This is a genomic window from Roseovarius sp. MBR-51, from assembly GCF_053628575.1.
Window position 1 is genome coordinate 334,961 of the sequence record NZ_JBRJGQ010000001.1, and the last position, 26,095, is coordinate 361,055.

Consider the following 26,095-nt stretch of genomic DNA (forward strand, 5'->3'; position numbering starts at 1 on the left):
AGGCACCGATCAACGCAATTATAGCAGACCTAAGATCATTTCAGTATTTCCGAAAAGAGGTTTTCGGATAGCCTGAAACAGCTGCCCCTCAGACCCCCTTGGATGAAAAACCGAAATCTGCCAGAGAGTTACAGCCCGACTCCCGCGGTGACGGGGTGTTCTGGACCTATTTAATGGTGTCTTCTGGCCCTAACGAAACGCTCAGATTCTCGGCTGATATGGGATCAGGACAACCCGTGATATACATAGACGGCCCGCGCCCCGCGCCGGGCCTCAACCTGATGGAGCATCGCCATGGACGGCAAACTTCGCGACAACGACATTTCCCACGTGGTCGAGGCCGACCGCGCGCATGTCTGGCATCACCTGATTCAGCACGCGCCCTGGAGCGGCACGGATCCCAAGGCCGATCCGCGCATCATCGTCGAGGGGCGCGGCATGCGCGTCTGGGACCAAAAGGGCAAAGAGCATCTCGACGGCGTGTCGGGCGGCGTCTGGACCGTCAACGTCGGCTACGGGCGCGAGCGTATCGCCAATGCCGTGCGCGACCAGTTGATCAAACTGCCGTATTTTGCAGGTTCCGCCGGGTCGATTCCGGGCGCGCTTTTCTCCGAAAAGCTGATCTCGAAAATGCCGGGGATGAGCCGGGTTTACTATACCAACTCCGGCTCCGAGGCGAATGAAAAGGCCTTCAAGATGGTGCGCCAGATCGCCCACAAGCGTTATGGTGGCAAAAAGCACAAGATCCTCTACCGCGACCGCGATTACCACGGCACCACCATCGCCTGTCTCTCGGCGGGCGGTCAGGATGAGCGCAATGCGCAATACGGCCCCTACACGCCCGGCTTCGTTCGGGTGCCGCATTGCCTTGAATACCGCGCGCAATGGGATCTGGAGGGCGAGGAATACGGCATCGCCGCCGCCAATGCGATCGAAGAGGTGATCTTGGCTGAAGGCCCCGACACCATTGGCGCGCTCTGCCTGGAGCCTGTGACCGCCGGTGGCGGCGTCATTGTCCCGCCCGTCGGCTACTGGCCCCGCGTGCAGGAGATTTGCCGCAAATACGACATCCTCCTGCATATCGACGAGGTTGTCTGCGGCATCGGCCGCACCGGCACATGGTTCGGCTATCAGCATTACGGCGTCGAGCCCGATTTCGTGACCATGGCCAAAGGTGTGGCCTCGGGCTATGCCGCCATCGCCTGCTGTGTCACCAACGAGCGCGTGTTCGACATGTTCAAGGACGACACCACCGATCCGATGAACTATTTCCGCGACATCTCGACCTTTGGGGGCTGCACCGCCGGTCCGGCGGCCGCGCTGGAAAACATGGCGATCATCGAGGAAGAGGATCTCTTGGGCAACACCGTCGCCATGGGCGACTACATGCTCGACCAATTGCGCGCGCTCAAGGACAAGCACGCGGTCATCGGCGATGTGCGCGGCAAGGGTCTCTTTCTCGGGGCCGAACTGGTCAGCGACCGCGCCAGCAAAGAGCCTGCCCCGGAAAAGCAGGTTCAGGCCGTCGTCGCCGATTGCATGGCGCAGGGCGTCATCATCGGTGCCACCAACCGCTCGATCCCCGGTTTCAACAACACGCTGTGCTATTCGCCCGCGCTGATTGCCACCAAGGACGACATCAACCACCTGATCTCGGCCACCGATGCGGCCCTGACCCGCGTCTTTGGCTGATCCCACAGGGATTTCCCCACCTGACCCGGCATGCATCCGCGTGCCGGGTTTTTTGTTGCGTCCCACTCCTGACCTCGGCATTTTGCCGCGCAGGCGCGACTCACCCCGAGGCGCCGGTTGACCCCATAAGGAACCCCAATATGAAACGCCTCCTCGCCCCGCTCCTGATCCTCGCCGCCAGCCCCGCAGCGGCGCATCTGCCCGAGGGCGAATACGGCTCTTTCCTCGCCGGGGTCACGCATCCGCTCTTTGGTCTTGATCACGTGCTGGCCATGATCGCCGTTGGCCTCTGGGCGGCGCAAATCGGCGGCCGCGCCCTCTGGACCGTGCCAAGCGCTTTTGTCCTTGCCATGATCACCGGGTTTCTTGCGGCCCGGATCGGCCTGCCCCTGCCATTCGTCGAACCCATGATTCTCGCCTCGATCATGGCGCTTGGGCTGGTGGTGGCGCTCGCTCTGCGCCCGGCGCCGGGGCTGGCCATGGCCCTCGTGGCCATCTTCGCGCTCTTTCACGGTCACGCCCATGGCGGCGAGTTGGGTCAGGCGCAGGCGCTGAAATTCGGCGCGGGCTTTGCCATCGCCACGGCGCTCCTGCATGCTGCGGGCTTGCTCATCGCCTTTACCGCGGCGCGCGAAACGCGCAACGCCAGTGTTCTGCCGTTGCGCCTGATGGGCGGCGCCACAGCGCTCGCCGGGGCCTATATCGCCTTCGGCTGACTTGGCCGCAGCTGTCTCAGGACACTTCGACCTCAAGGTGCAGCTTCATCTCGATCAGCACCTGCTGCAACTGCGTCGTCTCACGCAAGAGCCGCTTGGCCTCGTTCACGGTGATGCGCCCATCCGCGATGCTCTGCTGATACTCGGCCATCAGCAGAGCAAACCGCTGTGACAGCGCGATCACGTCGCTGTTCACATTGGCCCGCTCCTGCGCGTTGCGCCGCTCTGCGATCAGGCTCAGACTGACGCCGCACAACTCGGCCAGCGCGCCCGTTACATGCGGATAACTGGCAGCCGCCTCAAGCGCCGCCACGGAATCGACCGGCATGAACCGGTCTGCGTGTTCGTCATGGTCGGAATAATAGCGCCCCAGCGTGGCCTTGGATTTGCCGGTCAACTGACAGGCCGCTTCGATCCCCACATCCTTGACCAGCGCTTCGGTGTGCTTTTTCAGGTAACTTCCCGTCGTCGACATACGCTTTCCCCAACTCAGCCCCTGTCCCGGAGGCTACCCTTACTTGATTTTCCCTTACTGACTTTGCCGTACGATGTCATTTCCAATTTGATCCAAGGGTTTGCGCGGGGCCTCAGCCGCGCTCGACCAGAACCGATCCCACCGAATAGCCCGCCCCGAACGAACAGATCAGCCCCCGCTCTCCCGGTTGCAGATCCTCGGAATACTTGGAAAAGGCAATGATCGACCCGGCAGAGGATGTATTGGCGTAATCCTGAAGGATATTCGGCTGTTCCTCCGGCTCAGGCACCCGTCCCAGTACCTTACGCCCGATAAAATCATTCATCGCCTTGTTCGCCTGATGCAGCCACAGCCGCCGCAGGTCATCCGGCGCGATACCTTCCTCCGCGAGGTGCCCCAGAATATGCGCCGAGACCATTGGCAACACCTCCTTGAACACCTTGCGCCCCTCCTGCACGAACTGCATATCCCGCCGATCCACCAGCCCGTCGGGGCGCGTGCGGCGCAGAAACCCGTTGTTATTGCGGATACTGTTGGAAAACTGCGTGGCGCAGCGGGTTGAACGGATCACAAAATGTGGCCCCTTGGCGTCTTCCACCGCCTCGATCAGAACGGCGGTGCAGACATCGCCAAAGATGAAATGACAATCGCGGTCGCGCCATTCCAGATGCCCGGAACAGATTTCGGGGCTGACCACCAGCGCCCGCCGCGCAGACCCACCCCGGATCATGTCCGCGGCGGCCTGAATCCCGAAGGTGGCCGAGGAACAGGCGACATTCATATCAAAGGCAAAGCCACCCGCGCCCAAAAGCTGTTGAATCTCGATCGCAATCGCCGGATAGGCGCGCTCGTGGTTTGACGCGGCGCAAATGATCAGATCGACCTCCGACGCCGCGCGCCCCGCCTGTGCGAGGGCCTGCGCGCAGGCGTCCATCGCCATTTCCGCCATGATCCCCGGCTCGTCATCCCGGCGCTGCCGCAACAGCGGATGCATCACCTCGGGGCTCAGAACGCCGGTCTTGTCCATCACATGCCGCTGCTCGATCCCCGAAGCACTCACGATGAATTCGGGCGACGACATGCCCTTGGCCGCGATCTCACCGGCCGCAATCTCGGACGCATGGCGCGCGTTGAACGCCTCGGCATAGGCGTTGAAGGCTGCGACCAGTTCCTCGTTGGTGATCACCTCGGGCGGTGTGAACACCCCCGTTCCCGTGATTGCGGGCAAACCCATTCTCATTCTCCTCAAAGATTTGATCAGATCACCTCAGTCCCGCCGCCGGGTCAAGCCCAACGTCGCGCCACCGTCTCGCCGGTTCTAGCACTGTCGCGCTTAGGCTCAGTCATCGCCCTCCACCTGACCGCGCAGCGCCTTGACCTCCCCGCGCTGCTTCTTGGCAGCAAGGCGACGTTTCTTCGATCCCAGCGTCGGTTTGGTCGCCACGCGCCGTTTGGGCGCGACCGAGGCTTGGCGAATGAGATCGGCTAGACGGTCCCGCACGATTTCCCGATTGCGGGTCTGGCTGCGGGTCTCGTCGCATTGCAGCACGACCGCCCCCTCCTTGGTCCAGCGCCGCCCGGCCAGACGCCGCAGCCGCGTCTTGACCGGCGCGGGCAGGTTGGGCGACCGTTCGGCCTCGAACCGCAATTCGACAGCGCTCGACACCTTGTTGACGTTCTGTCCCCCCGGCCCCGAGGCGCGCATGAACTGCTCGGTCAATTCCCAGTCCTCGATGGCGATCTGATCGGTGATATGCAGCATGGTTCCGGCCCCAAAACTCTGCCCTTGATACAGCATCCCGGCGGGATTGCGAACCTGTACACAACCCGCGTCCACAATGGACATCCTGTACACTAGGCCGCCGCCCGCTCCAGCGCCGGATAGCGCAGACCCAGCGTGACGCCCCGCGCCACGAAACTGATCAAGAGCGCCAGCCATAGCCCGTGATTGCCCATCGAGGGGGCGAGCAACAGCGCCGCACCGATGTAGACCAAGAGGCTCAGCGCCATCATGTTGCGCATGTCGCGGGTGCGCGTCGCGCCGATAAAGACCCCATCAAGCATATAGGAAGCCAGCCCAAGAACCGGTGCAAGCGCCATATAAATCAGATAGTTACGGGCCTCTTGCTGCACCTCTGGGGCCTTGGCCATCAGGTCGACCAACGCCCCGCCATAGCTGGCAAAGACGACCGCGAGGGCCACGCAGACCACCAACCCCCAAACACTCGTCAAGAGCGCCCCCCGCCGCAGATGCGCGACAGAGCGCGCCCCAAACGCCCGCCCCACCAGCGCCTCGGCGGCAAAGGCAAACCCGTCCAACGCATGCGAGGTGATACTCAGGAATTGCAAAAGCACCTGATTTGCCGCCAGCGTGACATCACCAAAATCGCTGCCCCAGAACAGGAAAGAAATGAAAATAATCTGCAACATCAATGACCTGAGCAGAATGTCACCATTGACTGACGCCATGTTTCTCAGCCGTTCCCGGTCAAACACCCGGGACCAGTCACACCACGCTGGCACCGCAAACGCATCACGGCAGAACCAGAACCCAAGCGCCAGACCACCCCATTCTGCGATCACCGTCGCCCGTGCAACACCGGCGACACCCCAGTCGAGCTCCAGCACAAACCACAGATCCAAAAGGATATTTATCCCGTTCATCACCAGTTGCAGAAGCAAAACCGCCCGCGTGCGCTCTTGTGCGATGAGCCATCCGGTCATGCCGAACAGCGCAATCATCGCCGGCGCGCTCCAGACCCGGATCGCCATATACTGCCGCGCAAGGCTCTCGACCTCCTCGCTCGCCGGTGAAAGCTGAAAAGCAGCCCAGAAAACAGGGACTTGCAGGATGATCAATGCCAGCCCGCCAGCGAATCCGATCATCAGCGCGCGCGTCAATAGCGCGGCCACCTCGCCCACCTGTCCCGCCCCCTGCGCCTGACTGGTCAGGCCCGTGGTGCCCATCCGCAAAAAGCCGAAAAGCCAATAAATTCCGGTAATTATGACCGCGCCAATGCCCACCGCGCCAATCGGCGCTGCCGCCCCCAACTGCCCCACGACGCCAGTATCTACCGCGCCAAGGATCGGCACTGTGGCGTTGGAAATTACTATGGGAAGGGCGATTTTCAGGACACGGGCATGCGTGACCGCCCGCGCGACCTCAGCCATCGCGGCGCGGCATCAGGAAATGCCCCGTGGCTTGGGCAAAAGGACGGCTGCGATTGTCCTGCCACGCCTCGACATGCACAGAGGCATAGCGGCGGCCAGAGCGGTTGACCTGCGCCCGCGCATAGGCATCGCGCGGCAGGCCAGAGCGCAGATAATCCACTGTGAAATCAATGGTTTTAGGTAGTCTCGGCAGCTTTCCTCCGACCACTGTCTCAGGATCGAACGCGCCGCTTTCAATCTCTTCCCAGAGCATGCCCCAGCTCAAACCAATGATTGCCGTGATCTCTAAAAATGCCGCCGTCGCCCCGCCATGCAACGCGGGCAGCATCGGATTGCCGATCAGCTTGTCCGCAAACGGCATCAAGGCCGTCAATTCATCGCCGCGCCGATCAAACTGCACCCCGAGAAAGCCGATATAGGGCACCCCCTCGACCAGTGCCTTGAGCGCCGCATCACGCCGCTGTTTGACCACCTGCACAGGTTCGGGACGGGCGCGGGCCATCATTTGCCGTCCACGGTAAAGGTGCCGGTGGCCGTGGCCACAGGCCGCGCGTCGTCGTCATCCATGGCGCGCGCCCGCACAAACGCCACAGAGCGCGTGATATGATAGCATTCCGCATGCGCGCGGACCCGCTGCCCCGGCGTCGCCGGACGCATATAGTCGATGCGCAAATCAATCGTCGCCGTGCCGCCGGGCGAGGCCGGGTGGCTCATCGCCGCCGCCCCGCAACAGGTATCCATCAACGCCGAAACCGCGCCGCCGTGAATAACCCCGGTCTCGGGGTCGCCGACAAATCGTGGATCGTAATCCATCTCGATCTCGGCCTCACCGTCGCCCATTGTCACCAACCGCATCCCAAGCGCACGGGCATGCGGTAGGGCCTGCATGAATTGCTGTGCGATCTTGGTCTTGGCGTCGGTCATGCTCTTCCCCGCGGATCGTGTTGCGCCCTTTATGATCCCTAATCCGCACAAGCTGCAAGAGCACCGGTTGCATGGGCCGCATCTTGGTCCTAACGTCAAGAGAGCGAGGGAGCCTGCCCATGTCGGATAAAAAACTGTCCTTCAAGGAAATGTGCGCGACATATGATGTCACGCCGCGCACCCTGCGCTATTACGAATACATTGAACTGTTGCAGCCTGAACGTGACGGGCGGGCGCGCTGGTACGGCCCGCGCGAATGCGCGCGCATGACCCTGATCCTGCGCGGTCGCAAATTCGGCTTTGCGCTGGAAGAGATCCGGCAATGGCTTCTCATTTACGAGAAAGAGGGTACGAATGCGCAGATGCAGAGCTGGATTGCCCTGGCCGACCGGCAGCTTGCGGAACTGGCCGAACAGCGTCGTCAAATTGACGACGCCATGGCCGAATTGAAGAAGTTGCGTGACGACACCGCCTCCAGCCTCCCCTGAAAGGCTGACGCAGGGGAAAGAAAATTTCCCACGGGATGCGCTTACCTTGCCTTATCTTACGTCAATCTAAAAGTGACGCGACGTAGTAGTTACGTAAAGCCGCCCGGCTGTTGTAACCATGGCCCATGATCCGCAGATTGTCGGTAAATGTGCTCTGATATGGGTAAGCCAATGACCGACGATATGATGACAATCCGCCAGATGTGCGAAGCGTTCGAGGTAACGCCGCGCACTCTGCGCTTCTACGAGGCCAAGGAGCTGCTCTCGCCCCGGCGGGTCGGGCAAAAGCGGCTCTTTACCCGGCGCGACCGGGCCCGGCTGAAGCTGATCCAACGCGGCAAGCGTTTTGGGTTCAGCCTCGAAGACCTGCGACAGTTGCTCGATCTCTACGACAAGGGGGATCAGCAACACAGCCAGATTGCCCGCGCCTATGCTGTGGCGCGGACGCGTCTGGCCGAAATGGAGAAACAGCGCGACGAGCTGGAGGCCGCAATCTCTGAGCTGCGCGAACAGATGACATGGGGCGAGCGTATGCTGGCCTCGCTCAAGACCAGCCAAAAAGCCGCCGAGTAATCCGGTCCGGCACCTGTTTTAGGGAGAGAGACATATGCCAAGCTACACCGCCCCCACCCGTGACATGCAATTCGTGCTGCACGAGGTTCTGAACGTGTCCGAACAGACAACGCCCGGCTATGCCGAGCTTGAGCCTGACTTTACCAAGGCCGTTCTGGAAGAGGTGGGCAAGATTGCCTCCGAGGTGCTGATGCCGCTCAACGCCGTGGGCGATACCGAGGGTTGCGTGTTGGAAAACGGTGTGGTGCGCACGCCCAAGGGCTTCAAAGAGGCCTTTGAGCAGATGAAAGAAGGCGGTTGGACGGCCCTCGATCTTCCCGAGGAATTCGGCGGGCAATACATGCCCTATATCCTCGGCACCGCCGTGGGCGAGATGTTCTCGGCTGCCAATCAGGCCTTTACCATGTATCAGGGTCTGACCCATGGTGCCGCCTCTGCGATCCTCGTGCATGGCACCGACGATCAAAAGGCCACCTATTTGCCGAAAATGGCCAATTGCGAGTGGACCGGCACCATGAACCTGACCGAGCCGCATTGCGGCACCGATTTGGGCCTCATGCGCACCAAGGCCGAACCGCAGGGCGATGGCAGCTACAAGATCACCGGGCAGAAGATCTTTATCTCGTCCGGCGAGCATGACATGGCCGACAACATCATCCACCTTGTGCTGGCCAAGATTCCCGGTGGCCCCGAGGGGATCAAGGGCGTCTCGCTCTTCATCGTGCCGAAATTCATCGTCAAAGATGACGGAAGCCTTGGCGACCGCAACGGCGTGACCTGCGGCAAGATCGAGGAAAAAATGGGGATTCACGGCAACTCCACCTGCGTGATGAACTATGATGGGGCAACCGGCTGGCTCTTGGGCGAAGAGCACAAGGGCATGCGGGCGATGTTCACCATGATGAACGAGGCCCGTATCGGCGTCGGCATGCAGGGTCTGGCACAGGCCGAAGTCGCCTATCAGAACGCGCTCGCCTATGCCAAGGACCGCCTTCAAGGCCGCGCCGTGACCGGCACGGAAAACCCCAATGGCCCCGCCGATCCGCTGATCGTGCATCCCGACATTCGTCGTTCGCTGATGGATCAAAAGAGCTTTATCGAGGGCGCGCGCGCCTTCATGCTCTGGGGTGCGGAGTTGATCGACCGCTCACATCGTGGCAATGACGCCGCCGCCGAAGGTCTGATCTCGCTGATGACGCCCGTCATCAAGGGCTTTCTCACCGATGAAGGCTATGACATGACCGTGTTGGCGCAGCAGGTCTATGGCGGCCACGGCTATATCGAGGAATGGGGTATGTCGCAATTCACCCGCGACGCCCGCATTGCCATGATCTACGAAGGGGCCAACGGCGTTCAGGCGCTCGATCTGGTCGGTCGCAAGCTGGCGCAGGACGGCGGCAAACACGTCATGGCCTTCTTCGAACTGGTCAAGACCTTCCTCAAGGACAACGAGGGCAACGAAGCGCTCAAGGCTGATTTCCTTGATCCGCTCAAGGCAGCGTCCAAGGATCTGCAAGCCTCAGCCATGTTCTTCATGCAGAATGGGATGAAGAACCCCAATGCGGCGCTCGCGGGCTCCTATGATTTCATGCACCTTTTCGGCCATGTCTGCCTTGGCCTGATGTGGGCGCGGATGGCGAAGGCGGCGCATGCGGCGCTGGATGCGGGAACTTCGGACGAGGCGTTTTACAAGACCAAGCTGGCGACCGGCCGCTTCTACATGAAGCGCCGCCTGCCTGCGACGGCCCTGCATCTGGCACGTATCCAGAGCGGTGCCGATACAGTCATGGCCCTCGAGGCCGAAGCGTTCTGAGGAGAGACCGCTAGGGAGGAGGGACAGATGCCGAAACGCTTTCGCCTCACGCGCCGCTTCAACGCGGCGATGACCGAGGATGGCTACCGCCGCCTGCGCCGCTTTGCGCAGGACTCGGGGTTGGATGAAGGTGAGGCGCTGTCCTTCCTCTTCGAGAATTTCGACAGCGTGATCAACGAGGAAACCTTTGCGCATCGCCTCAGGCTCTTCAATTCGGAGCTAGAGGCGCGCAAACGCTAAGGCGGCAAAGGGAGGGGAGGCCCGGCCATGACCTGGATGACAGACGAGCATCAGATGCTCTCGGACATGACCGCCAAGTTCATCACCGATGAATGGCGGCCGCATTTCGCCCGTTGGCGCAAGGCGGGGATCATGGACCGCGACTGCTGGCTTGAGGCGGGGGCCTTGGGCCTGCTCTGCCCGTCCATCCCCGAGGAATATGGCGGGGCTGGCGGGGATTTCGGCCATGAGGCGGTGATCTGCATGGAACAGGGCCGCGCCAATCTGGCAAGCTGGGGCAATCCCATCCATTCTGGCATCGTCGCGCATTACATCCTTGCCTATGGGTCCGAGGCGCAAAAGCAGAAATGGCTGCCCAAGATGGTGTCGGGCGAGATGGTCGGCGCGCTCGCCATGACCGAGCCTGCCGCCGGGTCGGATGTGCAGGGCATCAAGACCCGCGCCATTCGGGACGGCAACGCCTACCGCCTCTCAGGGCAAAAGACCTTTATCACCAACGGGCAACACGCCGAGTTGATCATCGTCGCGGCCAAGACTGACCCCAAGGAAGGGGCCAAGGGCATCTCCTTGGTGGTTGTGGAAACCGAAGGCGCGCAGGGCTTTGCGCGCGGTCGCAATCTCGAAAAGGTCGGGATGCACGCGGGCGATACGTCGGAGCTCTTCTTCGACAATGTGGAAATTCCGCCCGAGAACATCTTGGGCGGCGAAGAAGGGCGCGGCTTTTACCAGATGATGCAGCAACTGCCGCAAGAACGCCTGATCATCGCCTGCGGCGCGCAGGGCGCGATGGAGGGCGCGGTAGAACGCACCATCACCTATTGTAAGGAACGTCAGGCCTTTGGCGGCCCGATCCTGCAATTCCAGAACACCCGCTTCAAACTGGCCGAATGCCAGACCAAAACCGCCGTCTGCCGCGCCTTTCTCGATGCGTGCATCACCGAACACATTCGCGGCGACCTCAGCGTGGAAAAGGCGGCAATGGCGAAATACTGGCTGACCGACAGCCAAGGCGAGGTGCTGGATGACTGCCTGCAACTGCATGGCGGCTATGGCTATATGCAGGAATATGACATCGCCGAAATGTGGGCCGATGCCCGCGTGCAGCGCATCTATGGCGGCACCAACGAGATCATGAAAGAACTGATTGCGAGGGCGCTGTGAGGGTCGGCGTGGCGGTTCGCATTGCAGGCTCGGAACCGGGGGTTTCACACCCCCGGACCCCCGTGGAGTATTTGCGGCAAGATGAAAAGCGCAGGTGCACCCTGCCCGGTGCGCGGGCCATTTGGCATCAGTCACCGGAACAGGGCTTCACCTTGCGCAGTCATCGGCTCTCCAGCCTGTACCGCATCGCCGATCAAGCCACATCTCAGTTAATACAGGGTAAATCCGGATTGGCTTCGCCTTGCCAAAAATACTCAAATTCGACATCGCAACAGGAACCCAACACATGACCATCAAACTCCACTGCTTTGGCGAAAGCGGCAATGCCTACAAGGCGGCGCTCGCGCTGCAACTCTCTGGTCTCGATTGGGAGCCGGTCTTTGTCGATTTCTTTGGCGGTGAAACCCGGCAGCCTGCGTTTCGCGAGATCAACGTCATGGGCGAGGTGCCGGTTCTGGTCGATGGCGACGTGACCTTGGCGCAATCGGGCGTCATGCAGATGTACATCACCGAGAAGACCGGCAAATTCGGCGGGACCACACCGGAAGAGGCGCGTGAGGTGATGCGCTGGATGTTCTGGGACAATCACAAGCTCAGCTCTCAGGCGGGCATGACGCGGTTCCTGATGAACTTCCTGCCCGAGGACAAGCGCCCGGAGGCTGTGATCCCCTTTGCCCAAGGTCGCCTCAAGGCCGCATACACCACGCTCGACACTCATCTGGCTGGGCGCGACTGGATCTTGGGTGACGCGATCACCAATGCCGATCTGTCCTGCTGCGGGTATCTCTATTACCCCGAACCCTTCGGCTTTGACCGCGCCGAGTGGCCCAATATCGACCGGTGGCTGGACAACATCAGCGCCACGCCCGGTTGGAAACACCCCTATGACCTGATGCCCGGCAGCCCCGCTGACCGCGCCTGAACGAAGGAGACCGATATGTCTGACGCTTATATCTATGACACCCTGCGCACCCCGCGCGGCAAGGGCCGCAAGGATGGCGCGCTGCACGAGGTGACGGCCGCGCGCCTATCGGCGCAGGTGCTCAACGCGCTGAAATCCCGCAACGGACTCGATGGTCACGCCGTCGAGGATGTGATCTGGGGCAATGTCACGCAGGTGATGGAGCAGGGCGGCTGCCTTGCGCGGACTGCCGTGCTCGCCTCTGATCTGGATGAGAGCATCCCCGGCCTTGCCATTAACCGCTTTTGCGCCTCTGGCATGGAGGCGGTGAACCTTGCCGCCAACCAGATCAAGGGTGGCGCCGGTGAGGCTTATATCGCCGGTGGGGTCGAGATGATGGGCCGCGTTGCCATGGGCAGCGATGGGGCGGCGATTGCCGTGGACCCGTCGATTGCGATGGACACCTATTTCGTGCCACAGGGCATTTCGGCGGATATCATCGCCACCGAATACGGGTTCACCCGGGACGAGGCCGACGCCCTCGCCGTGGAATCGCAGCGCCGTGCCAAGGCGGCCTGGGATGACAAGCGGTTCGCGAAATCCATCATCGAGGTGCAGGATCAGAACGGCCTGACCATTCTCGACTATGACGAATACATGCGCCCCGGCACCGACATGCAGACACTGGGGGCACTTACCCCGGCGTTTCAGGCGATGGGCGAGGTCATGCCGGGCTTTGATGCCGTGGCCAAGATGAAATATCCGCATCTGGAGCGGATCAACCATATCCACCACGCGGGCAATTCATCCGGCATCGTCGATGGTGCGGCGGGTGTCTTGATCGGCTCCAAGGAATTTGGCGAGAAATGGGGCCTCAAGCCGCGCGCGCGCATCGTGCAGACCTGCAAGATCGGCACGGACCCGACGATCATGCTGACCGGCCCGGTGCCTGCCACGCAGAAAATCCTCGCCGACAGCGGCATGTCGATTTCCGACATCGACCTCTTCGAGGTGAACGAGGCCTTCGCATCGGTTGTTCTGCGGTTTCAGCAGGCGTTCAATGTCGATCCCAGCCTCGTCAACGTGAACGGGGGGTCCATCGCCATGGGTCATCCGCTGGGGGCCACGGGGGCCATCATCATCGGCACGCTGCTGGATGAGTTGGAGCGTACGGGCAAGGGCACGGGCCTTGCCACGCTCTGCATCGCCTCTGGCATGGGCGCCGCCACCATCATCGAACGCGTGTAAGAGGAGATGACCAAGATGACTGATTTCACAATGGAAAAAGGCGCCGATGGCGTCGCGATCATCACCTGGGACACGCATGGCAAGTCCATGAATGTGATGAATTCCCAAGGTTTTCTCGACCTTGAGGCTCTGATTGATGACGCGCTCGCTGACGATGCCGTCAAGGGCGTGATCCTCACCTCCGGCAAGGCAGGGTCCTTCGCGGGGGGCATGGACCTCAACATCATCGCCAAGATGCGCGATGACGCGGGCGACAATCCGGCCAAGGGTCTCTTTGACGGGGTGATGGGCATGCATGCCATCCTGCGCAAGATCGAGCGTGCGGGCATGGACCCCAAGACGAACAAGGGCGGCAAGCCGATTGCCGCAGCCCTGCCCGGCACGGCGCTTGGTATCGGGCTTGAGATCCCGCTCGCCTGTCACCGCATCTTTGCCGCCGACAATCCATCGGCCAAGATCGGCCTGCCCGAGATCATGGTGGGGATTTTCCCCGGCGCGGGTGGCACAACACGCCTTGTGCGCAAGCTTGGGGCGATGACCGCCTCGCCGCTCCTGCTCGAAGGCAAGCTCAATGATCCGAAAAAAGCCAAAGCCGCCGGTGTGGTGGATGAGGTGGTGCCCGCCGATCAACTGATCGAAAAGGCGCGCGAGTGGGTGCTGAGCAATCCCGAGATCGTCAAACCCTGGGATGACAAGGGCTATAAAATGCCCGGTGGTGCGCCCTATCACCCGGCAGGCTTCATGACCTTTGTCGGGGCCTCCGCCATGGTCAACGGCAAGACCCAAGGGGCCTTTCCGGCGGCCAAGGCGCTCTTGTCAGCGGTCTATGAAGGCGCGCTCGTGCCCTTCGACACCGCCCTCAAGATCGAGGCGCGCTGGTTCGTCAACGTGCTGATGAACCCAAGCTCCAGTGCGATGATCCGCTCGCTCTTCATCAACAAGGAAGCGCTGGAAAAAGGGGCCAATCGCCCCGATGTGCCCGATCAACGGGTGAAAAAGGTCGGCGTTATGGGCGCGGGCATGATGGGGGCAGGCATTGCGCTCGTCTCTGCCATGGCGGGCATGCAGGTGGTTCTGATCGACCAGAAACAAGAGGCGGCGGACAAGGGCAAATCCTACACCGCCGATTTCATGGATCAGGGCATCAAGCGCGGCAAGGCCACGGCAGAGAAGAAGGCGGCGACGCTCGATCTCATCACCGCCACCACGGATTACGCGGCGCTCAAGGGCTGTGATCTGATCATCGAGGCGGTGTTCGAGGACCCCAAGGTCAAGGCCGAAGTCACCAAAAACGTGCTCAAGGTCGTGGACAAGGACTGCATCTTTGCCACCAACACCTCGACTTTGCCGATTTCCGAACTGGCCAAGGCGTCTGACACTCCTGAGAATTTCATTGGCATCCACTTCTTCTCGCCGGTCGAAAAGATGATGCTGGTCGAGATCATCAAGGGTGCGAAAACCGGCCCCCGCGCCGTCGCCAAGGCTCTGGATTATGTCCGGCAAATCCGCAAGACGCCGATCGTCGTGAATGACGCGCGCTTCTTCTACTGCAACCGCTGCATCATTCCCTATATCAACGAGGGTCTGCGCATGGTGGCCGAAGGTGTGGCGCCCGCGCTCATCGACAATGCCGCGCGTCAGCTTGGTTTCCCGGTAGGGCCGCTGCAACTGGTCGATGAGACCTCGATTGACCTCGGTGCCAAGATTGCCCGTGCGACCAAGGCGGCGATGGGCGACGCTTATCCGGATGCCGCTGTTGATGAGGTGATCTTTTACATGGAAGGCGAGGGGCGTTTGGGCCGCAAATCCAAGGCCGGGTTCTTTGACTATGACGACAAGGGCAAGCGTCTGGGATACTGGCCGGGTCTTGCCACCAAATATCCCCGCGCCGCCGAACAACCCGATCTGCATGAGGTGCAGCATCGCCTGATGTTCGCGCAAGTGCTAGAAGCGGTCCGCGCGCTCGAAGAGGGTGTGCTGGAGGACATCCGCGAGGGCGACGTGGGTGCAATTCTGGCCTGGGGCTTTGCGCCTTGGTCGGGTGGGCCGTTTGCGTGGCTCGACATCATCGGCACGCCCTATGCGGCAGAGCGGTGTGATCAGTTGGCCGAGAAATTCGGCCCGCGTTTCACGACACCCAAACTACTGCGCGAAATGGCGGACAAGACCCAGAGCTTTTATGGGCGCTTTGGCGGTCAGGCGGCCGCAGCCTGACCATAAAAAAGCCCGGCGCGCCTTGTTCGTGAGCGCCGGGCTTTTTCTTGGATCAAATACTCATATCTTTCCGTTGGCCGATCCCACAGGGGGCTGAGGCACTGCGCTCAGAGCGGCAAAAAGGTATCCTGATTGCCGCTAAATTGTTCCAGCGCACCCGAGCCGATCTCGTGCCAGAGCCCGTGCAGTGTTAACGTGCCATCAGAGACCGCCTTGGCGACAAACGGAAATGTCATGAGGTTCTCCAGCGAAATCACCACCGCCTGCTTTTCGAGTGCCCTCATCTGATGCTCTGCATCAGCCATATCCTTGACCCGCTCGTAGCCGGGCCGCAGAATATCCAGCCACCGCCCGACAAAGCTTGTCTGTTTTTCCAGTTCCGGCGCATGGCCAGAGCACATTTCCATACAGCCCTTGACGCCACCACAGGCGGAGTGGCCGATCACGATGACATGCGCCACCTTGAGCGCGGTCACGGCATATTCCACCGCTGCCGAGGTGCCATGTTGACCGCCATCGGTCTCATAGGGCGGCACCAGATTGGCGATATTTCGGTGAATAAAGAACTCTCCCTGATCCGCACCAAAGATCGAGGTGACATGGACGCGGCTGTCACAGCAGGAAATCACCATGGCACGGGGGTGCTGCCCCTGTTGTGCGAGATGCCGATACCACGACTGGTTCTCGGCATAGCTCGTGGCCTTCCAGCCATGAAAACGGTGTACCAGATAGGCGGGCAGGGGGCGGGCGTGTTCCATGGTCTCTCCCGGGCTTATGGCAATCGTCTGGTAGATAGTCCGGATTCGCCTCGAATTCGAGCGATAAATTGCGACCATGGAAACCATTTGGGAACCAGCCAAGGGCCAATCTGCGCGCGCCGTGGGGGCTGATGGATCAAGGGAATGTGGGTGAACCGTGGAACAGGTGACATTGCTGAAACAACGGGAACAGGTGCGGCTTGATGCCCAACGGCTCGAGACGCTCTATGTCCAACTCGGCGAGGCGAATGCCGACGATGTGGTCTGTCGCGCGCTCGAGGAACTGGCGGCACGGCTCACGCAGGCCGACCGGCTCTACGGCGCGGGGTGCAGGGACGATCTGCGCAAATGCGCGCGCAGCCTGATCGCCATCGCCGACCAGATCGGTATGCAGCTTTTGGTGCAGGTGGCCGGGGATGTGACCCGCTGCATTGATGCCGGTGACGCGACTGCGCTTGCCGCCACTTTCGCGCGCCTCGTGCGCATTGGCGAGCGTTCGCTCTGCGAGATATGGGATATGTCCGACCCGCCGCTTTGAACCGCATGAATTGACGGGTTGCAGGCGGCGCAATCGTGGCTAGGCTGGGGCGCAATAACCCCGCCAAAAGGTCTGCCCAAATGAGCCTCAGATTCGCTGCACCCGACACGCCTGCCACTCCGCTGCATCTGGTGGCCGAGCATAGCCTTGACGCATGGCTGTCCGGGCAAACGCCAGAGGTCACCAATTGGGTGCGCGCGATGGGGTTCACCGGCGCGCTTGGTCGCACCCTCATTGTGCCGGACGGGGCAGGCGCGATTGCCATGGCGCTGGGCGGCTACGGCTCGGATGCGTCGCGCGCACGGGGGCGGTTTCATCTGGCCGGGATCGCCACCGCCTTGCCTGCGGGCACCTACCGGGTCGAGGGCCTGCCCGAGGATCAGGCAGAGACCGAGGCGCTGGGCTGGCTCTTGTCGCATTACGCCTATGAGCGCTACCGCGAGCAGACCCCGGCCAAGGCGCGGCTCATCGCGCCCGAGGGTGTCGATGCCGCGAGGTTGGAAATCATCGCGGCGGGAGAGGCGCTGACGCGTGATCTCATCAACACCCCCGCCAACGATCTTGGTCCCGACGCGCTTGAGGCCGCTTTTGCTGCCATTGCCGATCAGCAGGGCGCGCGCATGACCTCCGTGCGGGGCGAAGATCTGCTCGCACAGAACTTTCCGTTGATCCACACCGTCGGGCGCGCCTCTGCTGTGCCGCCGCGCCTCATGGATATGCGGTGGGGTGAGAGCGGCCCGAAATTGACCTTGGTGGGCAAGGGGGTCTGTTTCGACACCGGCGGGCTCAATCTCAAACCCGGCTCGTCCATGGGGTTGATGAAAAAGGATATGGGCGGGGCTGCTACGGTTCTGGGGCTCGCGCATATGATCATGGCGCTCGGCATGCCGATGCAGTTGCGCGTGCTGATCCCGGCGGTGGAAAATGCGGTCGCGGGCAATGCCTTTCGCCCCGGCGACATCCTGACCGCGCGCAATGGCCTCACGGTCGAGGTCAATAACACCGATGCCGAGGGGCGGTTGGTGCTGGCCGATGCGCTATCCTATGGGGCCGAGGATGAACCCGATCTGATGATCTCCATGGCCACTCTAACCGGCGCTGCCCGCGTGGCGCTTGGCCCCGATCTCTCGCCCTATTACAGCGACGATCCCCGCTTTGTTTCGGCACTGGAGGGCGCCGCCGCGCGCGTTGCTGACCCGGTCTGGCGCCTGCCGTTTCACACCCCCTATGAGGCGATGATCGAGCCGGGCATCGCCGATCTCGACAACGCGCCCTCGGGCGGCTTTGCAGGCTCCATCACCGCCGCGCTCTTTCTGCGCCGTTTCGTAGGCGGGCTGAATTACAGCCATTTCGACATCTACGGCTGGACACCGACGGCGTCCCCGGCCCGTCCCAAGGGCGGTGTCGGCATGGGCGCGCGCGCGCTTTTGGAGGCGCTGCCAGAGGTGTTGGGATTGTGAGCGAAATCCGCGTGATTGCCCGGCCTCTTGTCGATCTCCTGCGCAGCCCGGATGGCCCGCGCGACCGGCAACTTTTGATGGGCGAGGGCGTCACGGTGCAGTCGAACGCCGATCGTTGGGTAGAGGTTACAGCTACCCGCGACGGCTACCGGGGGTTTGTGCCCGATACCGTGCTGACAGACGGCACCCCTACCCACCGCGTCAGCGCCAGCGCCACACATCTCTACCCCGCGCCGGATTTCAAGACCCGCGAGCTGTTCAGCCTCAGCCATGGCGCGCGGCTGCAGGTGCTCTCGCAACAGGGTCGCTTTGCCGAGACGCCGCAGGGATACGTCCCACGCGTTCATCTGACGCCGCTGGACGAGCTCGATACCGATCCTGTCACCGTTGCGGAAACCTTTCTTGGAACGCCCTATCTCTGGGGCGGAAACTCCAGCTTTGGCATTGATTGTTCGGGGCTGGTGCAGGCGGCCTGCCTCGCCTGCGGCATCGCCTGCCCCGGCGACAGCGGACCGCAAGAGCAAGACTTGGGTGAACATCTCCCAGACTCCGCCCCGCTTCAACGCGGCGACCTGCTGTTCTGGAAGGGGCATGTCGCATGGGTGTCTGACCCCGACACTCTGCTGCACGCCAACGCGCATCACATGGCCGTGGCCTTTGAACCCCTCGCAGGGGCCATCGCCCGCATCACCGCACAGGGGGACGGCCACGTCACCTCTCGCAAACGCCTGAAAGGACTGTCATGACCTCCGATCCCTTCTTTCACCCGGTGTCTGGGTTTGAGCTGCCGCGCTTTGCCGGTGTGCCCACCTTCATGCGGCTTCCTTATGTGCCCAACGGGCATGAGCGGTACAGTGACGTGCAAATCGGCCTCATCGGCGTGCCGTGGGACAGTGGCACCACCAACCGCCCCGGCCCGCGTCATGGCCCCCGGCAATTGCGCGACGCCTCCACTATGATCCGCGCGCAGCATCCGACCTCTGGCATGCGCCCGTTCGAGGCGGTGAATTGTGCCGATCTTGGGGATGTCGGACCAAACCCCGCCGATATCATGGACAGCCTCGCCCGGATCACCGACTTCTACGGCGGGGTGACAGGCGCGGGGATCATCCCGCTCACAGCAGGCGGCGATCACCTTACGACCCTGCCGGTGCTGCGGTCTCTGGCCCGCCGCGCGCCGGTCGGCATGATCCATTTCGACAGCCACACCGACCTCTATCATTCGTACTTTGGCGGCACGATGTATACCCACGGCACCCCGTTCCGTCGCGCAGTCGAGGAAGGGCTGCTTGATCCCAAACGTGTCGTGATGATCGGCCTGCGTGGCACCATGTATGACACCGAGGATCGCGATTTCGCAGCCGCTGAGGGTATCCGCCTCATCCTGATCGAGGAATTTCACGCCCGCGGACCTGAGGATGTGATGGCCGAGGCGCGCGAGATTGCAGGCAGCGGTGATACCTATGTCAGCTATGACATTGACTTTGTTGACCCCACCTTTGCCCCCGGCACCGGCACGCCCGAAGTGGGCGGCCCCAACAGCTATCAGGCGTTGCAGGTGGTGCGCGGGTTAGAGGGGGTCAACATCATCGGCGCCGATCTCGTCGAGGTGTCGCCGCCGTTTGACGCCTCTGGCGGCACGGCCTTTCTGGGCGCCTCTATCATGTTTGAGTTGCTCTGCGTCATGGCACGGCTGCACGCCAAGGTTTGAGGGCCCGCCCTGTTGCCCATCAACAGCGGTTTGGCGGTATCCTCCGCCAAACCCTTTGGAATCCGCCTGCGAATCCTATATGGGATCATATCCCAGCCCGAACCGCGACAGGCCCATGACCCAAACAGCGCCGATTACACAGGATGTGCTGACCATCCCCCGCAAGCTTCCCAACGGGCCGGTGAACCTTGTCGGTCTCACCCGCGATGCGCTGCGCGAGGTTCTGATCGCGCATGGCACGCCCGAAAAGCAGGCCAAGATGCGGGTCAATCAGATCTGGCAATGGATCTATCAATGGGGTGTGCGCGATTTTCATGCCATGACCAATCTGGCCAAGGCCTATCGCGCCCAACTGGCTGAAAACTTCGTGGTGACCATTCCCGAGGTGGTCAGCAAGCAGGTCAGCACCGATGGCACCCGCAAATATCTCGTCCGCATCGCTGGCGGCCATGAGGTCGAGGTGGTCTATATCCCCGAAACCGATCGCGGCACGCTTTGCATTTCCTCTCAGGTGGGCTGCACGCTGACCTGCTCCTTTTGCCACACCGGCACGCAGAAACTGGTCCGCAACCTGACCGCCGGAGAAATTATCGGTCAGGTGATGCTGGCGCGCGATGATCTCAATGAATGGCCGCGCCCCGGTGAACCGGTGGGTGAGCGCCCGCGCCTGATCAGCAATATCGTCCTCATGGGCATGGGCGAGCCGCTCTATAATTTCGACAACGTGCGCGACGCGATGAAGATCGCCATGGATGGCGAGGGGATTTCCCTCTCGCGTCGCCGTATCACGCTCTCCACCTCCGGTGTCGTGCCCGAGATTGCCAAGACGGCGCAGGAAATCGGCTGTCTGCTGGCTGTCAGCTTTCACGCCACCACCGACGCGGTGCGCGACACGCTTGTGCCGATCAACAAGAAATGGAACATCGCGACGCTCCTCGATACGCTGCGCGACTATCCGCGCCTTTCGAATTCCGAGCGGATCACCTTTGAATATGTGATGCTCAAGGATGTGAATGACAGCGATGCCGACGCCCGCCGCCTCGTACAACTGATCAAGGGCATTCCGGCCAAGATCAATCTCATCCCCTTCAACGAATGGCCCGGAAGCCCCTATCAGCGCAGCGACCGGGACCGGATTCAGCGCTTCTCCGACATCATCTACAAGGCCGGTTACGCCAGCCCTATCCGCACCCCACGCGGCGAGGATATCATGGCCGCCTGCGGCCAGTTGAAATCCGCCACCGAACGCGCCCGCAAATCCCGCGCTCAGATCGAGGCCGAGGCGGGGCATTAAGCCCATGACCGCCTTTGCCCCTTTGCCGCAACCGCTGAACGCCAAGGGCGATCCCCGCCTCATCGGCGTCGAGATAGAGCTTGGCGGTCTGCCCGAAGCGCAAGTGGCACGCCTGTGCGCGGCAACGCTGGATGGCAGCGTGTCCCAAACGGACAGCCATATCTGGCGCGTCGAGAATAGCAAGATCGGTCAGATCAACATTTATCTCGATATCTTTCTGCGCAATGCCCAGAAAAGCAAACTGCGCGACATGGCCCTTGATCTGGGGCGCGAGGTCGTCCCGGTGGAAATCGTCACCGAACCACTCGAGCTCAAGAGTCTCGCCCGTCTGGACGATCTGCGCAATGCCCTGCGGGATGCGGGGGCCTTGGGCAGCGGCGCAGGCTGGTTCTTTGGCTTTGGCCTGCATCTCAACATCGAAGTTGCCAGCGATGCCGATGCTGACACGATTTGCCCCCTGCTGGCCTATGCATTGATCGAGGACTGGCTGCGCGCCACCAACCCGATCGACGAGGCCCGCCGCCTCTTGCCCTTCACCGATCCCTACCCGATAGATTTCGTCCGTGCGCTGATCAAGGCCGGACAGGGTGCCAGCCGTGACCATGTGACAGGACTCTATCTCGAACTGACACCCAGCCGGAACCGTGGTCTGGATATGCTGCCGATCTTCGCGCATTTCGACGCGAACCGGGTCAGAGCTGCCATCTCCGACAAGACCTCTGCCCGCCCGACGTTTCATTTTCGCCTGCCTGACTGCCGGATAGACGAACCCGACTGGTCCATTGCCGAGGAATGGCAGCGCTGGCTGATCGTCGAACGGGTCGCCAGCAATGCCGCCCTTCTCACCCGCTTGTCACAGGCATGGCTGGATGATCACGGTCTGCTGACGCTCTCCCGTCAGAGTTGGGCCAATCGCGCCGGTCGTATTCTGCAATCGGCGGGGCTGGACCGCGCATGACCACTCGCCGCCCGGTGATCGGGGTCACTGTCTCGCGCCGCTCGGGCTGGCGCATCTTTCCGCTCATTGCCCTAAATGTGTGGCTGGCAGGCGGCCAGGCAAAGCGTTGGCAGACCGGCCGCGCAGCAGACATCACAGCCGTGGACGGGCTTATTATCGGCGGCGGCGATGACATATCGCCGGATCTCTATGGCGGGCGGCTGGTGACATCCGCGCGGCTTGACCCCGACCGTGACGCGTTGGAGCGCGGGCTGGTGCTGGCGGCGTTCGAGCATGCCAAGCCGGTTCTGGGGATTTGCCGCGGCAGTCAGATGCTCAACATTGCGCTCGGCGGTACGCTGCATCAGGACGCCTATGAAACCTACAAGGCCAGTGATCACATCCGCACCGTGCTCCCGCGCAAGACCGTGCACATAGAATCCGGCACCCGTCTGGCCAAACTTGCCGGCACTCAACCGATGAAGGTGAACGCCCTGCACACGCAGGCGGTGGACCGTTTGGGACATGGCTTGCGCATCGCCGCACGCGACAGCGGCGGCATGATTCAGGCCATCGAACGCATGACCGAGCCCTTTGCCTTGGGCGTGCAATGGCACCCCGAGCATCTCTTCTATGCGCATCGGCAAATGGGTATCTTTCGCGCGCTGATCGCCGCTGCCTCCTTGCGCCGCGACGATGCTGCGCAACTGCCCGGCGTGGATGCTGCGGCGCGTTGACCCTGCCCAGACAATTCCCCGGCCTCGCCATAATCCGGCACGATTACCGCCACATCCGCCACCTATCCCTAAAGTTAGAGGCAAATTTCAACAGGGATAGAAACAATGAACCTGAACCAGACTGACAGCACCACCGAAATCCGTAACCTCGTCCTGCGAGAGCGTCACCTCGCAGTGTCTGAACGTGAATGGAAACACCGCCTGCGCGGCTATGGCTATGCGATCCGTGACACCTCCGAGGGCCGCTTTGTCACCTCGATTCGCCAAGACGCGCCGCTCTGCCAACTCAGCTGATCGCGGCTTTTCCTGGCAGAAATACTCTAGGGGGTGCCCTTTGGAGCGACGGGGGCCAAGCCCCCAAAACGACAAACCCCCGAAGCATCCGCTCGGGGGTCGTCAAAGTAACGCCTATCTGATCCTAAAATCGGTGTCCGATCTTTCGGGATAGATGCCTCGTGCCGCAAAATTCTGCGGAGAGTGCTCCAAGAGACCTTAGAGCATGCCTTCGCGCTGCGCTTTCTTGCGCGCCAGTTTCCGGGCACGGCGAATCGCTTCGGCCTTCTCGCGCGCTTTTTTCTCGGACGGTTTCTCGAAATGTTGCTTGAGCTTCATTTCACGAAAAACGCCTTCGCGCTGCAGTTTTTTCTTCAGAGCGCGGAGCGCCTGATCGACATTGTTGTCGCGAACACTAACCTGCATGTGGTGTCACCACCTTCCTAAGTTAAATTTGCAATAGATTGCAGGAAGGCGCCGTATAGCAAAGCGCCCCGGATTTGTCTAGGGTGCGCCGCAAGGAGGATCGTTGATGTCCGAACCTGATCTTATGACCCGTCTGCTCGAGGCTGCGGCCCTGCATGTGCCCTTTGACGGCTGGAGTGAAACCACCCTGCGCCTCGCCGCCGAGGATGCCGGGATCTCTCCGACGCTAGTGTCCGCCATCTGCCCACGCGGTGCGGTGGATCTGGCGCTGGCCTATCACGCGGCGGGCGATTCCGCGATGCTCACACGACTGGCCGAGACCGATCTGGGCGCCCTGCGCTTTCGCGACCGCGTGGCCTTTGCCGTGCGCGCCCGGCTTGAGGCTGTCGAAGATCGCGAACTTGTGCGCCGGGGCATGACCCTCTTTTCGCTGCCACCCTATGCCGCCGATGGCGCGCGCGCCCTCTGGCAGACCGCCGATCACATCTGGATCGCCCTTGGCGATACATCCGACGATGTGAATTGGTATACCAAACGCGCCACGCTCTCGGGTGTCTATGGCGCGACTGTGCTCTATTGGCTGGGGGATGACAGCGACGGGCACAGCCGCACATGGGAGTTTCTGGATCGCCGCATCGAGGGTGTGATGCAGATCGAAAAGCTCAAGGCGCAGGCGCGCGACAACCGGCTGGTTTCGGGCCTCATGGCCGGCCCGCTCAGCTTTCTGAGCCGCATCCGCGCGCCACAGAGCGCGCAGCAAACAGGCATGCCAGGGCGCTGGAACCGACCGACATAACGACAAAGGACCAAGGATGACCAAGACAATGCAGGCCGTTGAAATCACACAGGCCGGTGGCCCCGAGGTATTGCAACCCACCACGCGTCCCCGCCCCACGCCCCGCGCGGGTGAGGTGGTGATCCGGCTTGCCTATGCTGGCGTCAATCGCCCTGATGCCCTGCAACGCGCCGGTCTCTATGCGCCGCCCCAGACCGCCTCTGACCTTCCGGGGCTAGAGGGGGCGGGGGAAATCGTGGCGCTCGGTGCGGGCGTCAGCGATTGGGCGCTTGGTGATCAGGTCTGCGCGCTTCTGCCCGGCGGCGGCTATGCTGAATATGTTGCGACGCCCGCCGCGCATTGCCTGCCCGTGCCTCATGGCCTCAGCCTCAAACAGGCCGCCTGCCTGCCAGAAACCTTCTTTACCGTCTGGTCCAACGTCTTTCAGCGCGGCGCGCTCAGGGCGGGCGAGCGCTTTTTGGTGCATGGCGGGTCTTCCGGCATCGGCACCACGGCCATTCAACTCGCTCACACCTTCGGCGCGCGGGTCTTTACCACGGCAGGCAGCGCCGCGAAATGCAAGGTCTGCGTGGATCTCGGAGCTGAACGCGCGATCAACTACCGCGACGAGGATTTCACCGAGGTGGTATCCGCCGAGGGCGGCGCAGATCTCATCCTCGACATGGTCGGCGGCGATTACCTGCCCCGCAACGTCAAGGCGCTTGCCGATGATGGACGCCTCGTGCAGATCGCATTCCTCCAAGGCCCCAAGATCGAGCTGAATTTCTCTCAGGTCATGATGCGCCGCCTGACGATCACCGGCAGCACCCTGCGTCCGCAAAGCGATCTCGCCAAGGCGCGCATTGCCGAAGCCTTGCGCGCCCATGTCTGGCCACTGCTCGAGGCAGGCCGCATTGCCCCGGTCATGGATTCCGAATTTCCGCTGACCGAGGCCGCCACCGCGCATGCCCGCATGGAATCGAGCGGCCATATCGGCAAGATCGTCCTCAAGGTCGCCTGACCGGATCACGCGGCGCGGGACGGTTGTCATGACCGTACAAAGTAAAAAGCCGCCCTTTGGGCGGCCCTTATGATCTTGGTGTGATCTTGCTCTGCTCTCGGTAAGCGGTATCGCTCCAGCAGGTCCGGGGATCAGCCGTTCACGCTGTCCTTGAGTGCCTTGGCGATGGTCATCTTCACCACCTTGTCGGCCTCTTTCTTCATCTGCTCGCCGGTGGCGGGATTGCGCACCATGCGCTCGGGGCGCTCGCGGCAATAGATCTTGCCAATGCCCGGTAGGGTCACGGCACCACCGGCGGAAACTTCGCGGGTGATGATCGCAATCACCGAATCCAGCGCCGCGCCTGCGGTCTTCTTGTCACTGCCCATTTCATCGGCCAGTGCGGCCACGAGTTGGGTCTTGGTCATGGGTTTTGCCATTTTATGGTCTCCTTGCAACTGCCCTTCTCTTGGGCCTCATGCGCGTGATTTAACGCTATGATGTGGTTAAACACAACGCCTAGTGGGCAAAAGCAAGCGCTTTCGGCGGATTTTGTGCGGATTTCCGTGG

The 26,095-nt window shown here is 61.8% G+C and carries 29 protein-coding genes; 20 read left to right on the top strand and 9 right to left on the bottom strand.

Features of this window, described 5'->3' with window-relative positions; all coding sequences use genetic code 11:
* Positions 1-294: 294 nt before the first annotated feature.
* Together ACSSVY_RS01640 and ACSSVY_RS01645 are read left to right on the top strand one after the other, a co-directional pair.
* The gene (locus ACSSVY_RS01640) at positions 295-1,692 is read left to right on the top strand and encodes an aminotransferase family protein (RefSeq protein ID WP_454267625.1); all 1,398 of its coding nucleotides are present in this window, start codon (positions 295-297) and stop codon (positions 1,690-1,692) included.
* 140 nt (positions 1,693-1,832) lie between these two features.
* The gene (locus ACSSVY_RS01645; protein ID WP_454267626.1) at positions 1,833-2,408 is read left to right on the top strand and encodes a HupE/UreJ family protein; all 576 of its coding nucleotides are present in this window, start codon (positions 1,833-1,835) and stop codon (positions 2,406-2,408) included.
* Positions 2,409-2,424: 16 nt separating this feature from the next.
* Here the strand turns inward: ACSSVY_RS01645 and ACSSVY_RS01650 are convergent, their stop codons facing one another.
* The 6 genes from ACSSVY_RS01650 to ACSSVY_RS01675 all read right to left on the bottom strand — a co-directional run bounded on the left by ACSSVY_RS01650 (position 2,425) and on the right by ACSSVY_RS01675 (position 6,978).
* Positions 2,425-2,883 (bottom strand): hypothetical protein, encoded by a 459-nt coding sequence (locus tag ACSSVY_RS01650; RefSeq protein ID WP_454267627.1) that lies wholly within the window; start codon positions 2,881-2,883, stop codon positions 2,425-2,427.
* 112 nt (positions 2,884-2,995) lie between these two features.
* Entirely contained in the window at positions 2,996-4,117 is a 1,122-nt protein-coding gene (locus ACSSVY_RS01655) for a beta-ketoacyl-ACP synthase III (protein WP_454267628.1), read from the bottom strand.
* A 105-nt stretch (positions 4,118-4,222) separates the two neighbouring features.
* Positions 4,223-4,645 (bottom strand): alternative ribosome rescue aminoacyl-tRNA hydrolase ArfB, encoded by a 423-nt coding sequence (gene arfB, locus ACSSVY_RS01660; protein ID WP_454267630.1) that lies wholly within the window; start codon positions 4,643-4,645, stop codon positions 4,223-4,225.
* A gap of 92 nt (positions 4,646-4,737) precedes the next feature.
* Positions 4,738-6,054 (bottom strand): MATE family efflux transporter, encoded by a 1,317-nt coding sequence (locus ACSSVY_RS01665; RefSeq protein ID WP_454267631.1) that lies wholly within the window; start codon positions 6,052-6,054, stop codon positions 4,738-4,740.
* Entirely contained in the window at positions 6,047-6,556 is a 510-nt protein-coding gene (locus ACSSVY_RS01670) for a PaaI family thioesterase (protein ID WP_009817104.1), read from the bottom strand. The genes ACSSVY_RS01665 and ACSSVY_RS01670 overlap by 8 nt, the downstream gene beginning before the upstream one ends.
* Positions 6,556-6,978: a PaaI family thioesterase gene (locus ACSSVY_RS01675; protein WP_454267633.1), complete on the bottom strand. Its 423-nt coding sequence runs from the start codon at positions 6,976-6,978 to the stop codon at positions 6,556-6,558. Before ACSSVY_RS01675 ends, ACSSVY_RS01670 begins: the two co-directional genes overlap by 1 nt.
* 119 nt (positions 6,979-7,097) lie before the next feature.
* Between ACSSVY_RS01675 and ACSSVY_RS01680 the strand changes: the two genes are divergently transcribed.
* From ACSSVY_RS01680 to ACSSVY_RS01715, 8 genes are all read left to right on the top strand, one after another.
* Positions 7,098-7,466: a MerR family transcriptional regulator gene (locus tag ACSSVY_RS01680; RefSeq protein WP_454267635.1), complete on the top strand. Its 369-nt coding sequence runs from the start codon at positions 7,098-7,100 to the stop codon at positions 7,464-7,466.
* 171 nt (positions 7,467-7,637) lie between these two features.
* The gene (locus ACSSVY_RS01685) at positions 7,638-8,039 is read left to right on the top strand and encodes a MerR family transcriptional regulator (protein ID WP_454267636.1); all 402 of its coding nucleotides are present in this window, start codon (positions 7,638-7,640) and stop codon (positions 8,037-8,039) included.
* A gap of 34 nt (positions 8,040-8,073) precedes the next feature.
* Positions 8,074-9,852: an acyl-CoA dehydrogenase C-terminal domain-containing protein gene (locus tag ACSSVY_RS01690; RefSeq protein WP_454267638.1), complete on the top strand. Its 1,779-nt coding sequence runs from the start codon at positions 8,074-8,076 to the stop codon at positions 9,850-9,852.
* A gap of 27 nt (positions 9,853-9,879) precedes the next feature.
* Entirely contained in the window at positions 9,880-10,092 is a 213-nt protein-coding gene (locus ACSSVY_RS01695; protein WP_037270221.1) for a hypothetical protein, read from the top strand.
* 27 nt (positions 10,093-10,119) lie between these two features.
* Entirely contained in the window at positions 10,120-11,253 is a 1,134-nt protein-coding gene (locus tag ACSSVY_RS01700) for an acyl-CoA dehydrogenase family protein (RefSeq protein ID WP_454267639.1), read from the top strand.
* A 286-nt stretch (positions 11,254-11,539) separates the two neighbouring features.
* Positions 11,540-12,175 (top strand): glutathione S-transferase family protein, encoded by a 636-nt coding sequence (locus ACSSVY_RS01705; protein WP_454267641.1) that lies wholly within the window; start codon positions 11,540-11,542, stop codon positions 12,173-12,175.
* A 15-nt stretch (positions 12,176-12,190) separates the two neighbouring features.
* The gene (locus ACSSVY_RS01710) at positions 12,191-13,402 is read left to right on the top strand and encodes an acetyl-CoA C-acetyltransferase (RefSeq protein WP_454267642.1); all 1,212 of its coding nucleotides are present in this window, start codon (positions 12,191-12,193) and stop codon (positions 13,400-13,402) included.
* A gap of 15 nt (positions 13,403-13,417) precedes the next feature.
* Positions 13,418-15,616, top strand: a complete 2,199-nt coding sequence (locus ACSSVY_RS01715; protein WP_454267643.1) for a 3-hydroxyacyl-CoA dehydrogenase NAD-binding domain-containing protein — start codon at positions 13,418-13,420, stop codon at positions 15,614-15,616.
* A gap of 107 nt (positions 15,617-15,723) precedes the next feature.
* Here ACSSVY_RS01715 and ACSSVY_RS01720 read toward each other — a convergent pair whose 3' ends face one another.
* Positions 15,724-16,374, bottom strand: a complete 651-nt coding sequence (locus ACSSVY_RS01720; RefSeq protein ID WP_454267644.1) for a carbonic anhydrase — start codon at positions 16,372-16,374, stop codon at positions 15,724-15,726.
* Between the two features lie 157 nt (positions 16,375-16,531).
* Between ACSSVY_RS01720 and ACSSVY_RS01725 the strand changes: the two genes are divergently transcribed.
* The 8 genes from ACSSVY_RS01725 to ACSSVY_RS01760 all read left to right on the top strand — a co-directional run bounded on the left by ACSSVY_RS01725 (position 16,532) and on the right by ACSSVY_RS01760 (position 23,345).
* Positions 16,532-16,912: a hypothetical protein gene (locus ACSSVY_RS01725; RefSeq protein WP_454267645.1), complete on the top strand. Its 381-nt coding sequence runs from the start codon at positions 16,532-16,534 to the stop codon at positions 16,910-16,912.
* Positions 16,913-16,992: 80 nt separating this feature from the next.
* A complete protein-coding gene (locus tag ACSSVY_RS01730; protein ID WP_454267646.1) occupies positions 16,993-18,372 on the top strand; it encodes a leucyl aminopeptidase family protein in 1,380 nt (459 codons plus the stop codon).
* Positions 18,369-19,118 carry a C40 family peptidase gene (locus tag ACSSVY_RS01735; protein WP_454267648.1) on the top strand — a complete coding sequence of 250 codons (750 nt, stop codon included), beginning with the start codon at positions 18,369-18,371 and terminating at the stop codon, positions 19,116-19,118. Before ACSSVY_RS01730 ends, ACSSVY_RS01735 begins: the two co-directional genes overlap by 4 nt.
* The gene (locus tag ACSSVY_RS01740) at positions 19,115-20,083 is read left to right on the top strand and encodes an agmatinase (protein WP_454267649.1); all 969 of its coding nucleotides are present in this window, start codon (positions 19,115-19,117) and stop codon (positions 20,081-20,083) included. The genes ACSSVY_RS01735 and ACSSVY_RS01740 overlap by 4 nt, the downstream gene beginning before the upstream one ends.
* Positions 20,084-20,198: 115 nt before the next feature.
* Positions 20,199-21,377 (top strand): 23S rRNA (adenine(2503)-C(2))-methyltransferase RlmN, encoded by a 1,179-nt coding sequence (gene rlmN / locus ACSSVY_RS01745; RefSeq protein ID WP_454267650.1) that lies wholly within the window; start codon positions 20,199-20,201, stop codon positions 21,375-21,377.
* Positions 21,378-21,381: 4 nt separating this feature from the next.
* On the top strand, positions 21,382-22,335 hold the full coding sequence (locus ACSSVY_RS01750; RefSeq protein ID WP_454267651.1) for an amidoligase family protein: 954 nt from the start codon (positions 21,382-21,384) through the stop codon (positions 22,333-22,335).
* Positions 22,332-23,051: a gamma-glutamyl-gamma-aminobutyrate hydrolase family protein gene (locus ACSSVY_RS01755; protein ID WP_454267652.1), complete on the top strand. Its 720-nt coding sequence runs from the start codon at positions 22,332-22,334 to the stop codon at positions 23,049-23,051. Before ACSSVY_RS01750 ends, ACSSVY_RS01755 begins: the two co-directional genes overlap by 4 nt.
* Positions 23,052-23,156: 105 nt before the next feature.
* Positions 23,157-23,345 (top strand): hypothetical protein, encoded by a 189-nt coding sequence (locus ACSSVY_RS01760; RefSeq protein WP_454267653.1) that lies wholly within the window; start codon positions 23,157-23,159, stop codon positions 23,343-23,345.
* 198 nt (positions 23,346-23,543) lie between these two features.
* Here the strand turns inward: ACSSVY_RS01760 and rpsU are convergent, their stop codons facing one another.
* Positions 23,544-23,750, bottom strand: a complete 207-nt coding sequence (gene rpsU, locus ACSSVY_RS01765) for a 30S ribosomal protein S21 (protein ID WP_008207378.1) — start codon at positions 23,748-23,750, stop codon at positions 23,544-23,546.
* Between the two features lie 106 nt (positions 23,751-23,856).
* Here rpsU and ACSSVY_RS01770 point away from each other — a divergent pair, with 106 nt between their 5' ends.
* Together ACSSVY_RS01770 and ACSSVY_RS01775 are read left to right on the top strand one after the other, a co-directional pair.
* Positions 23,857-24,546, top strand: a complete 690-nt coding sequence (locus ACSSVY_RS01770; RefSeq protein WP_454267656.1) for a COQ9 family protein — start codon at positions 23,857-23,859, stop codon at positions 24,544-24,546.
* 16 nt (positions 24,547-24,562) lie between these two features.
* A complete protein-coding gene (locus ACSSVY_RS01775) occupies positions 24,563-25,546 on the top strand; it encodes an NAD(P)H-quinone oxidoreductase (RefSeq protein WP_454267658.1) in 984 nt (327 codons plus the stop codon).
* A gap of 131 nt (positions 25,547-25,677) precedes the next feature.
* Here the strand turns inward: ACSSVY_RS01775 and ACSSVY_RS01780 are convergent, their stop codons facing one another.
* Complete coding sequence (locus tag ACSSVY_RS01780) at positions 25,678-25,965, bottom strand: HU family DNA-binding protein (RefSeq protein ID WP_009817125.1); 288 nt, start codon at positions 25,963-25,965, stop codon at positions 25,678-25,680.
* Positions 25,966-26,095 lie beyond the last annotated feature (130 nt).

Excerpts from the sequence above, each read along its gene's own strand:
- ACSSVY_RS01680 (WP_454267635.1), top strand. The coding sequence starts at position 7,098 with ATGTCGGATAAAAAACTGTCCTTCAAGGAAATGTGCGCGACATATGAT.
- ACSSVY_RS01650 (WP_454267627.1), bottom strand. The coding sequence starts at position 2,883 with ATGTCGACGACGGGAAGTTACCTGAAAAAGCACACCGAAGCGCTGGTC.
- ACSSVY_RS01640 (WP_454267625.1), top strand. The coding sequence starts at position 295 with ATGGACGGCAAACTTCGCGACAACGACATTTCCCACGTGGTCGAGGCC.
- ACSSVY_RS01685 (WP_454267636.1), top strand. The coding sequence starts at position 7,638 with ATGACCGACGATATGATGACAATCCGCCAGATGTGCGAAGCGTTCGAG.
- ACSSVY_RS01770 (WP_454267656.1), top strand. The coding sequence starts at position 23,857 with ATGTCCGAACCTGATCTTATGACCCGTCTGCTCGAGGCTGCGGCCCTG.
- ACSSVY_RS01730 (WP_454267646.1), top strand. The coding sequence starts at position 16,993 with ATGAGCCTCAGATTCGCTGCACCCGACACGCCTGCCACTCCGCTGCAT.
- ACSSVY_RS01710 (WP_454267642.1), top strand. The coding sequence starts at position 12,191 with ATGTCTGACGCTTATATCTATGACACCCTGCGCACCCCGCGCGGCAAG.
- ACSSVY_RS01750 (WP_454267651.1), top strand. The coding sequence starts at position 21,382 with ATGACCGCCTTTGCCCCTTTGCCGCAACCGCTGAACGCCAAGGGCGAT.
- rlmN (WP_454267650.1), top strand. The coding sequence starts at position 20,199 with ATGACCCAAACAGCGCCGATTACACAGGATGTGCTGACCATCCCCCGC.
- ACSSVY_RS01715 (WP_454267643.1), top strand. The coding sequence starts at position 13,418 with ATGACTGATTTCACAATGGAAAAAGGCGCCGATGGCGTCGCGATCATC.
- ACSSVY_RS01665 (WP_454267631.1), bottom strand. The coding sequence starts at position 6,054 with ATGGCTGAGGTCGCGCGGGCGGTCACGCATGCCCGTGTCCTGAAAATC.
- ACSSVY_RS01755 (WP_454267652.1), top strand. The coding sequence starts at position 22,332 with ATGACCACTCGCCGCCCGGTGATCGGGGTCACTGTCTCGCGCCGCTCG.
- ACSSVY_RS01670 (WP_009817104.1), bottom strand. The coding sequence starts at position 6,556 with ATGGCCCGCGCCCGTCCCGAACCTGTGCAGGTGGTCAAACAGCGGCGT.
- ACSSVY_RS01780 (WP_009817125.1), bottom strand. The coding sequence starts at position 25,965 with ATGGCAAAACCCATGACCAAGACCCAACTCGTGGCCGCACTGGCCGAT.
- ACSSVY_RS01655 (WP_454267628.1), bottom strand. The coding sequence starts at position 4,117 with ATGGGTTTGCCCGCAATCACGGGAACGGGGGTGTTCACACCGCCCGAG.
- arfB (WP_454267630.1), bottom strand. The coding sequence starts at position 4,645 with ATGCTGCATATCACCGATCAGATCGCCATCGAGGACTGGGAATTGACC.
- ACSSVY_RS01760 (WP_454267653.1), top strand. The coding sequence starts at position 23,157 with ATGAACCTGAACCAGACTGACAGCACCACCGAAATCCGTAACCTCGTC.
- ACSSVY_RS01645 (WP_454267626.1), top strand. The coding sequence starts at position 1,833 with ATGAAACGCCTCCTCGCCCCGCTCCTGATCCTCGCCGCCAGCCCCGCA.
- ACSSVY_RS01690 (WP_454267638.1), top strand. The coding sequence starts at position 8,074 with ATGCCAAGCTACACCGCCCCCACCCGTGACATGCAATTCGTGCTGCAC.
- ACSSVY_RS01740 (WP_454267649.1), top strand. The coding sequence starts at position 19,115 with ATGACCTCCGATCCCTTCTTTCACCCGGTGTCTGGGTTTGAGCTGCCG.
- ACSSVY_RS01705 (WP_454267641.1), top strand. The coding sequence starts at position 11,540 with ATGACCATCAAACTCCACTGCTTTGGCGAAAGCGGCAATGCCTACAAG.
- ACSSVY_RS01720 (WP_454267644.1), bottom strand. The coding sequence starts at position 16,374 with ATGGAACACGCCCGCCCCCTGCCCGCCTATCTGGTACACCGTTTTCAT.
- rpsU (WP_008207378.1), bottom strand. The coding sequence starts at position 23,750 with ATGCAGGTTAGTGTTCGCGACAACAATGTCGATCAGGCGCTCCGCGCT.
- ACSSVY_RS01775 (WP_454267658.1), top strand. The coding sequence starts at position 24,563 with ATGACCAAGACAATGCAGGCCGTTGAAATCACACAGGCCGGTGGCCCC.
- ACSSVY_RS01695 (WP_037270221.1), top strand. The coding sequence starts at position 9,880 with ATGCCGAAACGCTTTCGCCTCACGCGCCGCTTCAACGCGGCGATGACC.
- ACSSVY_RS01675 (WP_454267633.1), bottom strand. The coding sequence starts at position 6,978 with ATGACCGACGCCAAGACCAAGATCGCACAGCAATTCATGCAGGCCCTA.
- ACSSVY_RS01700 (WP_454267639.1), top strand. The coding sequence starts at position 10,120 with ATGACCTGGATGACAGACGAGCATCAGATGCTCTCGGACATGACCGCC.